At 36.8% G+C, this 12,124-nt stretch carries 11 protein-coding genes and 1 riboswitch; of the genes, 3 read left to right on the top strand and 8 right to left on the bottom strand.

Annotated elements, in window-relative coordinates:
• Positions 1 to 55: 55 nt before the first annotated feature.
• Both MKX62_RS10900 and MKX62_RS10895 read right to left on the bottom strand, forming a co-directional pair.
• Positions 56 to 1,009 (bottom strand): alpha/beta fold hydrolase, encoded by a 954-nt coding sequence (locus tag MKX62_RS10900; protein WP_067205660.1) that lies wholly within the window; start codon positions 1,007 to 1,009, stop codon positions 56 to 58.
• Between the two features lie 245 nt (positions 1,010 to 1,254).
• Entirely contained in the window at positions 1,255 to 1,908 is a 654-nt protein-coding gene (locus MKX62_RS10895; protein WP_340741393.1) for a M48 family metallopeptidase, read from the bottom strand.
• Positions 1,909 to 2,662: 754 nt separating this feature from the next.
• A riboswitch (Lysine riboswitch) is annotated at positions 2,663 to 2,840 on the top strand.
• A gap of 122 nt (positions 2,841 to 2,962) precedes the next feature.
• Between MKX62_RS10895 and dapA the strand changes: the two genes are divergently transcribed.
• Positions 2,963 to 3,847, top strand: coding sequence for a 4-hydroxy-tetrahydrodipicolinate synthase (gene dapA / locus MKX62_RS10890; RefSeq protein WP_340741392.1), 885 nt, complete (start codon positions 2,963 to 2,965; stop codon positions 3,845 to 3,847).
• Between the two features lie 105 nt (positions 3,848 to 3,952).
• Here the strand turns inward: dapA and MKX62_RS10885 are convergent, their stop codons facing one another.
• The 6 genes from MKX62_RS10885 to MKX62_RS10860 all read right to left on the bottom strand — a co-directional run bounded on the left by MKX62_RS10885 (position 3,953) and on the right by MKX62_RS10860 (position 8,799).
• Positions 3,953 to 4,519 (bottom strand): DUF4256 domain-containing protein, encoded by a 567-nt coding sequence (locus MKX62_RS10885; RefSeq protein WP_187046614.1) that lies wholly within the window; start codon positions 4,517 to 4,519, stop codon positions 3,953 to 3,955.
• A gap of 115 nt (positions 4,520 to 4,634) precedes the next feature.
• Positions 4,635 to 5,288 (bottom strand): phosphate signaling complex protein PhoU, encoded by a 654-nt coding sequence (gene phoU / locus MKX62_RS10880; RefSeq protein WP_197485362.1) that lies wholly within the window; start codon positions 5,286 to 5,288, stop codon positions 4,635 to 4,637.
• A 19-nt stretch (positions 5,289 to 5,307) separates the two neighbouring features.
• Complete coding sequence (gene pstB / locus MKX62_RS10875; protein WP_067213825.1) at positions 5,308 to 6,078, bottom strand: phosphate ABC transporter ATP-binding protein PstB; 771 nt, start codon at positions 6,076 to 6,078, stop codon at positions 5,308 to 5,310.
• Between the two features lie 76 nt (positions 6,079 to 6,154).
• The gene (gene pstA / locus MKX62_RS10870; RefSeq protein ID WP_340741391.1) at positions 6,155 to 6,982 is read right to left on the bottom strand and encodes a phosphate ABC transporter permease PstA; all 828 of its coding nucleotides are present in this window, start codon (positions 6,980 to 6,982) and stop codon (positions 6,155 to 6,157) included.
• A 1-nt stretch (position 6,983) separates the two neighbouring features.
• Positions 6,984 to 7,898, bottom strand: coding sequence for a phosphate ABC transporter permease subunit PstC (gene pstC, locus MKX62_RS10865; protein WP_187046612.1), 915 nt, complete (start codon positions 7,896 to 7,898; stop codon positions 6,984 to 6,986).
• 58 nt (positions 7,899 to 7,956) lie between these two features.
• Complete coding sequence (locus MKX62_RS10860; protein ID WP_082786475.1) at positions 7,957 to 8,799, bottom strand: phosphate ABC transporter substrate-binding protein; 843 nt, start codon at positions 8,797 to 8,799, stop codon at positions 7,957 to 7,959.
• An 835-nt stretch (positions 8,800 to 9,634) separates the two neighbouring features.
• Here MKX62_RS10860 and istA point away from each other — a divergent pair.
• Positions 9,635 to 10,885 (top strand): IS21 family transposase, encoded by a 1,251-nt coding sequence (gene istA, locus MKX62_RS10855; RefSeq protein WP_422397631.1) that lies wholly within the window; start codon positions 9,635 to 9,637, stop codon positions 10,883 to 10,885.
• Positions 10,886 to 10,888: 3 nt separating this feature from the next.
• A complete protein-coding gene (gene istB, locus MKX62_RS10850; protein ID WP_340741390.1) occupies positions 10,889 to 11,662 on the top strand; it encodes an IS21-like element helper ATPase IstB in 774 nt (257 codons plus the stop codon).
• Positions 11,663 to 12,124 lie beyond the last annotated feature (462 nt).

Genomic DNA, 12,124 nt, shown 5'->3' with positions numbered 1-12,124 from the left:
TTTTTCTCCTATTCACAACTACGTGACACCAGTCAATAACGCGATTAAATATCCCTTAGCACAACAAAGATATATTGTCATCTAACTGTTTTACAGCTCTGCTTATAGTATCTATAACTAATTCTGGGTTTTCTAAATGTATTGAATGATTGTTGTTAGTTTTAATTTGCACAGTATTATTTGTCAAATTACTAAGAAGTTTTTGTTGGTTAATCCAAATTGGGTCTATATTATTAGAACTTAAAATTGTTACGGATAAGTTTAAATTCAGTGGTTCGGACTTTTTAAGTTGCATAGCAGATTTTTCGCTATATAGAAATTCCTTAAAAACAGCTTCATAAGATTTTGAACGGTATCCTATATACTTAATATACTTCTGATATGGTTCTGGAAGTTGTTTTCTTCCAACAGGAAGTTTTAATAGTTTCGGAAGCCCTAAACCACTGGTGAGATAACCGAACTTGAATAACTTGAGATTTTTCTTATGCATTTTCCTTCGAACAGTGTCCCATTCAGCACTCAAATATCTATTTTCATGAACAGAATCAATTAAGATTAAAGATGCTACCTTATTTGGATATTTACTAGCAAATAATCGCATATTTAAACCCCCAAAGGAATGTCCTACTAAGATATATGGTGGATTTATTTGAAGTTTCTCTAAAATCTCCGATAAATCACTAACAACATCTTCGCTTGTGTATGCTTTCTCTATTGCAGTGCTCCAACCATATCCTGCTCTATCAAATGAGATTACCCTACAAAACTTAGACAATTGAGGCTGAATATAATACCAATCAATTGAACAGCAACTTAACCCCGCGTCTAATATTACAGTACATTTAGTCTCTTCACATTCAGAAACAACAGTATGAACTACCCTATCTTTTATATTTACTAAATCACCTATTTCTCTTACCCTATTCTTCTTATCAAAATACATGTTTGCCATTACAAACGGAAAACCTACTATCTCTAATGTGGTCTTAATGATTTTTTCAGTTTTCATGTCTTCCCACCTTCCCATACAAGGTAAATAATACCATAAACTAATTTAAATTCGCAGAAAACAATGCGAATTTGATAAATTGGTTAAAATCCCCTGGATCCGTTCACCTCTTCCAATTTAACCAAATTGAAGTAAGTTGTGACCTCAACCATCGGGGAACTACAAGTAAAACATCACCAAGAACAATAGAGAATACGTTTTCGAACACAAAAAAACGATCACATTTCGAAATGTGATCGTTTTTATTAAAGTGACATTGAATACCCATGCCTCGCCAAATACTCTTCCTTCTCTTTATAATCCGGCATAATACTTCCGACACGTCTCCAAAATGAGCGATCATGATTCATATGAAGTATATGACAAAGTTCATGGATTATCACATAATCGATGACTTCAACCGGAGCCATAGCTAGACGATAATTAAAAGTTAGCTTTTTATCCGAACTACAACTACCCCACTTGGCTTTAGACTCTACTATTTCGATGATTTTAGGCTTTACTTTTAGTTGTTTTTGATATATTTTTATCCGTTCTTCTATAATCGACCTACAGCTGGCGATATAGAACTTCTTGAGATTTCTTTTAAGTACCTCTTCATTTAACTCACTACTATCTATTAACTCATGAAGAAAACGGTCTTTCCCAAGGTATAAAAACTTCCCTTGAGCGTGATACTCTCTTGCCTTAGGGGCTTCTCGAGCTACTTCAATTTCATGTATTTTCTCTAGTATCCTTTTCCCTTTGCTCTCAATGGCACTGACAATCATTTCTTTACTTGTGTCATTTGGAGCTTTAACAGTTATGAAACCAAACGAATCTATCTGAATCGCTAGCTTCTTCCTATTTCCATACTGAACATTAAATTCTATAATTTCATTTTCAATTTCAACTTTCATAACTAACATCACCTTTATACATTTATTCCTAACTCTTGTTTATTAACTAATCCGCTGTTTTCTTTCTATTCTTAGCCACAATCCATCGATTCGCTTCCTGATACATTCATCTTAGTGTGTATTAACCATTCTGGCAACAAACGCTACGTGTACAACTACTTTTTGGGACGAAAGAACAGCGGTTCTTCTTATCTGGATATAATCCGCCAAAGATACAATTTTGGCGGCTGAAACTTTCTTTATGATTTTCTCTTTTTTAATAGTAAAGAAGTGTCACTTTCTATTAGGCATCACATGATTAGATGCATAGTCTTTCTTAAAAGTAAGCAAGAAGCACATTATACAACGTTCAAGAGTGCCCGAAATTGTATCTTCGGGCACTTACACTCTCTATAGAAAGTCATCTATTCATTTCTTCCAAAACAGCTGCATTTTCCACTTGAACAATGCAGGAACGCGACAGGCTACTATCCACAACAGGATTACTAAAAAATGTATGGCTAGTACCCCTCAGTAAATCTGTCATGAATAGTTAGCCGGAAATAGTCCAGTGAAAATGAAGGTCATCAAGCCCTTCTCACTAGTATTTTATTCAAATAAATGGGTCATCAACAGACGAAATAACATTTAAAAGAATATCAAGTCCCCATTAAATTCAGAACCTTTCTAGAACTCGGCACCTTTCCCTTGCAATTGCGTTAGAATAGAGGTAAGGTTTGTCTAATTAGAAATTCACTTATTTCAAAAATTTTGAAGTAAGGATAGAGGCGCAAAGACCATCAGTACACACGTGGAGGATGATGAGATCCTGTGACATTTGTGGAAAGGGGAATTTGCCGAAGTGGAGAGAATCTCATTTTCTTGAAGCTGGTTCTGTGTTGAATAAACACAGAATTGTCATATAGGAAACTATATGGAGGGCTATCTTATGCAAAGAAATAATTTATTATTTCTACTGCAACAACGAGCCCTTGTTGTTGCTTTTTTGCGTTCATTCACTAACTGCCCTTCTTCCTCTATTTTTTTAAAATAAATTATAGGATGTGGAGAAATAATGAATTTCGGACAAGTATTAACTGCTATGGTGACTCCTTTTGATGAAAATGGTGAAATTGATTTTCAAGCTACAAAAAACTTAATTAATTATTTAATTGCTAATGGAACAGATGGCTTAGTGGTATCTGGTACAACAGGAGAGTCTCCGACGTTAACAGAAGAAGAAAAGGTCAAATTATTTAAGTTTGCAGTGGACGTTGTGAATGGCAGAATTCCGGTGATTGCTGGTACAGGCTCGAACAACACAAAAGGATCAATTGAACTAACAATACTTGCAGAAGATGTAGGTGTCGATGGTATTATGCTCGTTGCGCCATACTATAACAACCCATCTCAAGAAGGATTATATCAACACTTTAAGACAATTTCGGAGGTCACATCTTTACCGATTATACTTTATAATGTTCCCGGACGCAGTGTTGTCAACATATCTGCTGAAACAGTCATTCGCCTTTCAAAAATACCTAATATCGTTTCTATTAAAGAGGCAAGCGGTGATTTAGATGCGATGGTCGAAATTATTACTCATACACCTGAAGATTTTTCATTGTATAGCGGTGATGATGGTTTAACAATTCCAGTGTTATCAATTGGTGGAACAGGTGTTATTTCTGTAGCATCCCATGTTATAGGAAATGAAATGCAAACGATGATTGAACATTTCAAAAGCGGCAATATTCAAGAGGCAGCTAAGGTTCATCGTAGACTACTACCAATAATGAAAGCACTTTTTGCTGCTCCAAATCCATCACCTGTAAAAGCAGCTTTGAATTTAAAAGGAATCCCTGTCGGTGGTGTCCGCTTACCTATGATTCCTTTAAGCGATGAACAACTAAGTTCACTACAACGAGCACTAGATATCCATGAAAAAGTAACTTCTTAATAAACCATTGTGACAGGTACCAGGTTCTAAAACAATTCACAAATCAATAAGAACCTGGCACCCATCACTCTATCTCATCGTCTATAAGCTTAGTGGGTGCGAAATTTAGACCCTCAGCGAGCCACGGAACCCCCTGGCAGCATAGTAGGATTCTGCTCCATTGTGATACACAAAGACAGTGTCGTAGCGCCAATCACAAAAGATAGCCCCTCCGAGTTTTCTAATATTGGCAGGTGTTTGCACCCAGCTCGATGTTTTCATATCGAACTTTCCAAGTTCCTGCAACTCCCGGTATTGTTCTTCCGTTAAAAGCTCAATGCCCATGTCGGAAGCCATATCAAGAGCATTATTTTCTGGTTTATGCTTTTTTCTTGACTCCAACGCTTCTAGGTCGTAACAAACACTTCTACGGCCTTTAGGGCTTTCTATTGAACAGTCATAAAAAATATATTCGCCCGACTTTTTATCATGACCAACAACATCCGGTTCACCACCGGTTATTTCCATCTCATTAAGCGACCATAGTTTTTCAGTATTCGCTTCCAACTTCGCTTGGACTTTACTCCATTCAAGTTCTTTATGGCGATTCATGTTTTTCTCAAAACGAGCTTTCAATATTTCGAGTAATTCTTCACGTTGTTCTAGTGACAACTCCTTGTTTCTCTTTGTCATACTAGTTTCCTCCCCTATTTTTTTATTATGTATAGAATACTCTTAATTTTTATTACGAGCTACCTTAAATAAAAACGGAGGAGAAAATTTTTCATTTTTCTCCTCCGTTTTTATTTTATGAATTGAAATCATATATTTGACCTTTAATCAAATATGCTGCGCTTTCAGCGATATTTGTGATATGGTCTGCTGTTCTTTCAAGATAACGATTTACAAATAATAATTGGACAAGCTGATTTGTTTCTTCTGGATGTTCACTTAGATACGTAGTCAGTTTTTTATAGTTTTCACGACTGCATTGATCCACTTCATCCTCTAAGTCGCCAACTTCTTTAGCAAGTACCATATTTTCCTCTAAAAAAGATTGGAGTGCTTTTCGGAGCATTTCAATTGATATGTCTTTCATCTTTTCTACATGTGTGATTTCCAGTAAAGATGTTGTTTGACCAATCTTAATGGTTGATTTTGCAATATTTACGGCAAAATCCGCAATCCGTTCAATTTCAGACGAAATTTTAAGTACACCAATAATTTCGCGTAAATCCCTTGAAATAGGCGCTTCTTTTGCCATAATCCAGATTGCAAACTGGTTAATTTCCACTTCAAGTTTATCTATTGCTGTATCTCCCTCCATGGTTTTTATAGCAATTTCAACATCTTGTGTTTTCAAGGCTTTAACTGATTTTTCTAAGGCAATAATTGATAGTTCACCCATTTCGGTGATTTTACTTTTTAATTCCTCTAAATTTTTCTCGAAGTTTTCACGCATGATCCTTTGTTACCCCCTGTTATCCGAATCGACCTGTGACATAATCTTCGGTTCTTTGATCTTTTGGCGTAGAGAAAATATTATCTGTATCATCGTATTCAACAACTTCTCCATTTAAGAAAAATGCTGTTTTATCAGAGATTCGTGCAGCTTGTTGCATGTTATGAGTAACAATAACAATCGTATAATCTTTTTTCAATTTCGTGATTAGTTCTTCGACTTTTAACGTAGAAATTGGATCTAGTGCGGAAGTAGGCTCATCCATTAATATAACATCTGGTTTCATCGCAATGGCACGTGCAATGCAAACACGTTGTTGCTGACCACCAGACAAACCTAGTGCTGATGTTTTAAGACGGTCTTTTACCTCTTCCCAAATCGCGGCTCCGCGTAAACTTTCTTCCACAATTCGATTTAATTCTTTTTTATTTTTTATGCCTTGCCCCTTTGGACCATAGGCAACATTATCGTAAATGCTCATTGGGAATAAATTTGGTTTTTGAAATACCATTCCCACTTTTGTGCGTAATTTAATTACATCACTTGAATTATAAATTTTTTCATGATCAATGACAACTTCACCTGTAATTTTCACACCATCAATTAAATCATTCATTCGGTTTAATGTTCGTAAAAAAGTGGATTTGCCACAACCTGAAGGACCGATTAAAGCAGTAACCTCATTTGCACGAATAGCAAGATCGACGCCGAACAGCGCTTGTTTCTCACCATAGAATAAATTCAAATCCGTTACATTAATTTTCGATGTACCTACTTTATGTTGCTCCATATGCGCAAATACCTTTCCTACTTGATTTTGTGTGATTGCTGGTTCTATTACTGCTGTACTCATTGATAAGCACTCCTTATTTGTTGGTTCCTTTGTTTAACTTTTTTGATATGTAGGTTGCTGAAAGGTTGATGATCAAAATGAGAACGATTAAGATGATCCCCACTGCTGCAGCAAGTTCAATGTCTCCCGATTCTTGTGTGACTAAATAGGAATGAACCGTTAACGTTCGAGCCGATGAAAAGATTCCATTTGGCATGGCAGCAACAGTTCCGGCTGTTAAGAAAATAGCAGCTGACTCGCCAACAATTCGTCCAACAGAGAGGATGATACCCGATAAAATCCCCGGCATGGCATTAGGTAAAATCACCTTATATAAGGTTTGTAGCTTCGTTGTCCCAAGTGCTAACGAACCTTCACGATAGGAAGCCGGTACTGTTTTCAATGCTTCTTCTGTTGTTCGGATGATGACAGGCAAAACAATAATCGTTAATGTTAATGAAGCAGCAATAATGGACATACCTAACTTTAAGGTTGTTACAAAGAATACTGCCCCAAACAAACCGTAAATAATCGAGGGGATTCCTGTCAAACTTTCTGTTGCAAAACGTATGATTCTTACCAAACGCCCTTGTTTCGCGTATTCTTGCAAGTAAACGGCCGCTAATATCCCAATGGGTGTTGCGATGATCAATGAAATAAAAATTGTGTAGACCGTTGTTACAATCATTGGCCAAATACCGCCGCCTCCAGTTGGTGAATAATCGCCAAAGATGAAATCGAAGCTGATTAAACGAAATCCTTTATAAAAGATGAACCCCACAATCATAACGAGGACAGCAACCGATAAGAAAGCCGAGAACCATAAAAGTCCACGTAACAAGTTATCTTTAAATTGCCTCATCTTAGTTGCCACCCTTCGCACTGATTCTGGCTAATACAAAATTCAAAATTAATATAAATGAGAATAAAACAATTCCCGTTGCAAACAACATTTCTTGATGTGTACCGAATGCATAACCCATTTCTAAAGCAACATTTGTCGTCAGTGGACGAACACTATCTGTAAGGCTCGTAGGGACGATTAAACTATTACCAGCTACTAAGATAACTGCCATCGTTTCCCCAATGGCCCTACCTAAACCTAATACGATTGCCGTCATAATTCCTGACTTAGCTGCTGGTACAATGACTTTAAAAATTGTCCCAATATGAGATACGCCAAGTGCTAATGATCCTTCACGATATGTATGAGGGACCGCACGAATCGCCGTCTCTGCTACAGTCACAATTGTGGGTAACATCATGATTGCTAGCACAAGAATAACAGCTAGTAAACTTTGTCCTTTCACTAAACCGAACGTATCTTGTAAAAATGGAACAATGATTGCAAGTCCAAATACACCATATAATACAGATGGGATACCAGCTAGCAACTGAATGGCTGGTGAAATAATTTTAGCTACTCTTTTAGAGGCAATTTCCGCCAAGAAAATCGCTGTAAATAAACCGATAGGAACCCCAATAATTAATGCTCCAACTGTTGCATAAATTGATGCAACAATCATTGGGAAGATACCGAATTTATCTTCACTCGGTACCCAATCAGTACCAAAAATAAAATCTATAAAGCTATAACCACCTGCTACAAAGGGATGAGCTCCTTTATAAAATACAAATCCAATGATTAACAATAAAGTGATAACTGAAAGAAGTGCGCAAATCAAGAAAATTCTTGAAGACACCTTCTCTAACAAATACTTCCTTTTATTTGCTTTACCGATTGCTACGGCCTGCTCGTTAGTTGTTGGGATAGACACACTTTATTCCTCCAAAATCACACTCAAAATTATGGTTCTGTTTTTCTTTAAGAATCTTTTATTTTATAGGAATAGCTCCTGCTTCAGCTGCAATGAGTTGTCCATCTTCACTTAAGATGAAATCTATAAATCGTTGGCCATCCTCTGTTAATTGACCTTCTTTATATAGAAATAAGAATGGTCTAGACAAACTGTATTGTTCTTTTAGAACATTTTCTGCATTTGCTGCTACGCCATTAATGTCGATTGTCGAAATGGAGTCATCTATATATTCAAATGAAATAAAGCCCACTGCATGTTTATTGTTCCCTACTGTTGTTTTAATATTACCGTTACCACTTGCAATAATTGCATTTCTTATTAATTCGCCAGAGCTGTAATCGACAATTTCTTGGAAAGCATCACGTGAACCTGAACCATCCTCGCGAGAGACAACAACGATTTCCATATCATCTCCACCAAGTTCTTTCCAGTTCGTCACTACTCCAGTAAAAATCTTCTTTACTTGCTCCATCGTAAGATCTTTTATTTTGTTAGTTGGATGAGTCACTACTACAATTCCATCATAAGCAATAACGACCTCATTCAATCCACTCGCTATTTCTTCATCCTTTAAATCTCGTGAAGACATACCTATTTCAGACACGCCACTGATTGCGTTGGTAATACCCGCAGATGAACCAATTTGGTTTATTTCAATATTCGTTTTGTCTTGCTCTGAATATTTGTGGGCTAGTTTTTCAGCAAGCGGCCCTACAGATGTTGATCCTGAAATAGACACTGTTGCGTTACTACCTTTTGACGCTTGTCCGTTAGGTTCATCATTGCTTGTACATGCGGATAGTATAGTAATTAGAGACAGCGTTAATAATCCCATTTTCACTCTTTTCAACCTAGTCATTTGTGACCTCCTAGAAATAGGTTAGGAACTTTTTTATGTCGTATCTTGTCTAATACTAGAATAATCGCCTAGTGTAAATTTTCAACAGGTATTTTGTAAAGCTTTTGTAAATTTCATTAAAAGCAAGATGCTTTATGTTAAAAATTGTTAAGAATTAATACTCGACAAGATAACTTAGGATGAGTTGAAATTAAAACTTAAATACCTTCCATTTATTTCACAGTCATTCTAAGTAGATTGAATACATGATTTCAATTTTATAGTCTCAAACAAAGCTGTGTAATCATCTCGTCATGTCATAGAATACAGTTTCCAAAAGAACCGCCTTTTGTCCCACTGATGGTTTTGAAGGTTTACCGAGTGATATTCCCTTCTTTGTAAGCAGACCTATAACTATTAACTGTAAAGGGATGATGACCGATTATTTGAGCAATCTAATTGATTTTGGACGCCCTATTGGTTATCTCTATACCCGCTAGGAAGAGCTTAAAATCTTTAAATCAACTATGTTGTTTATTTAGTTTCTTATTAATTTTTAAAATCGATATATTAAACACTGGAATTGTAAAAAGCTTGAGGATTCAAATTTGAATCCTCAAGCTTTTTACATTTATATAGTATGTAAGTCTAACCATGCCAACTCTTCGAATAAAGCTTTTAAGGAACAATATAAAACTGTTCGTTTCGAATTGCACCAAAGAAATTATATGAAAATCTCTAATTGGATGAAAGATGGTGTGAATATCGGTGTTAAAATCCTCAATAATAACGGTTTAAAATTCCCCAGTTTTCACAGATAATCTATTTCAGATAGAGATAGATTGGAAGTGTAGGAATGACCTTATTGTTGGAGGATTTTTTTATGATAAGAGAATTGAAACAGAAAGGTTGGACGATTAGTGCAATCGCAAGGGAAACAGGATTTGATCGAAAAACTATCCGGAAATATTTAGAGGCCGCAACAACCCCTCAATCAAAAAAAAGAATAAAAAGAGGAAGTAAGCTGGATTCATACAAACCATATTTACTGGAACGAATAAAGGAAGGTACCACGAATTGTGCAGTCTTAATGGAAGAAATTCGAGCGAAAGGCTACGAAGGAAAAAGTACTATTCTTCGAGAATTTGTCCAGCCCTACCGGGAGGCACCTAAGAAACAAGCAACCGTTAGGTTTGAAACGATTCCTGGACGGCAGGCGCAAGTAGATTGGGCAGAGAATGTCGGAGAGTTTTATGTAGATGGTCTGAAACGTCCATTGTACGCCTTTATTATTATCCTGAGTTATTCCCGTAAACGTTACATTGAGTTTACAACGGATATGACGCAGGAGACGCTGATGAAATGTCATATGAATGCCTTTAGCTATTTCAATGGCATTCCCCAGCAGCTTCTTTACGACAATATGCGAACGGTTGTCACGAAACATAGTGTCAGCCAGATTCGGTTTAACAAAAAGTTCGAGGATTTTCTATCCTATTATGGTGTAGTTCCGAAAGCATGTAAGCCCTATCGGGCACAAACGAAAGGAAAAGTAGAGAGGGCTGTAGCTTATTTAAAATCAAATTTCCTTAAGCGTCGCCTTCCTGAAAATCTAGAAGATTTGAATTCAGAAGTACGTAAATGGTTGGATGAGGTGGTTCACAAAAAGCGCAATCAAACTACGCAACAACGTCCATGTGATCGGTTTGAGGAAGAGCGTGCTCTCTTAATTACATGGAATACAAAACCGCTGTATCAAGTAAGACAATGGGAACTCCGGGAAGTGAGTAAGGATTGTTTTATTTCCTATCAGCAGAATAAGTATTCCGTACCGTATCGGTACGCCGGACAGCAAGTTAAATTACATGAAACTAATGAAGGAATGCTTGAACTATACGATGAGTATGAGCGCATAGCCGTGCATCCGCTACTAGACGGAAGACATCAAATGACGATGAAATCTGAGCATTATCAGGGATTACCTGGAACAAAAAAAGAGCAGGAAACGAATCTAGATGGTTTGGCGACCCCAGATTCTCCTACTCCAATACCGACTGTTGAAAGTCGATCGTTAGCTATATACGCTGCGCTCGAGGAAGGAGAATAACTCATGCATTCATTACTCGAAGAGCGCTTACAAACGCTCGGATGGCAACAGACAGCACAACAACTAGATGAACTGGTTGAAAGTGCTTCTGCCAATACTTTATCATATTTTGACTTTCTTGACACCCTGGTGAAACAGGAATGGGAAAATCGAGAATCAGAGGCATTGGCAAAACGAATACGAAAGGCGAAGTTTCCTTATACGAAAACGATTCATGAATTCGATTTTAGCTTTCAGCCTAGTATTAGTGAGCAACGTGTCAAAGAAACCTGTACCTGTCGCTTTATCGCAAATGGAGAGAATCGAATCATCCTTGGCCCACCTGGGGTGGGAAAGACACATCTAGCCATCGGATTTGGATTAGAAGCGTTAGCCAAAGGCTACCAAGTCTTATTTATGACGGCAGATGAATTAGGCGAGCAATGTCAAAAAGCTTCTCAAAAAGGTACTCTCTCTTATTTAATGAAACGTTTATGTAAACCGGATCTTATTATTTTGGATGAGATTGGATACTTTGACTTCGATGAAGTCACAGCCAATGTGTTTTTTCAAATCGTTTCCAAGCGATATGAGAAAGGGGCTATGATCATTACTTCAAACAAATCTTACTTAGAATGGGGAAAAATATTTGGAGACGATGTGTTAGCAACAGCGATTTTAGATCGTCTCTTGCATCACTCTGTAACTTTTAGTATTAAAGGCGATTCATATCGCATGGAGGAGAAAAAGAAGGCTGGGGTGTTCCCTCTGCCTTCAGTATCAGAATCAATGAAGTGAGGAATTTTAGTCCGGCGTTTTTGGGGAATTTTAACCCGGTATTGACAGATGGCACTATATACTTTGACTACACCTCTCTATTTATCCTATCTAACCAGTTTACCGATGAAATTCCCCATACCATTTCACAATTACCCTGCCTATTTATCGTTTGACTATGTCTGTATAAGAGCCAATTACATGGTGATTGGCATATATTACTCAACATAAAAGGTGAAGAATCAAGTTAAAAATGATTCTTCACCTTTCATTCAATATCTCGTTTCAAATCTCCAACCATGCAACGCATTCGACATATGTGTATTCACCTACACCATCATTCATGTATATATTTCAGTTGCTTCCCTTTTAAATAGTTGTTTGTCATCAAATACTTTAACTAACAAGAAGTGAGTATGAAGAAATTAATTTTCGCATGCAACATTGGATTCATAGTTCAATGTTACATAGGAACTTTTTATT

The organism is Sporosarcina sp. FSL K6-5500, assembly GCF_038005665.1.
In the GTDB taxonomy this organism is placed as follows: Bacteria; Bacillota; Bacilli; order Bacillales_A; family Planococcaceae; genus Sporosarcina; species Sporosarcina psychrophila.
Note: the sequence above shows the minus strand (reverse complement) of the source record. Positions and strands in the feature narration are given on the sequence as shown.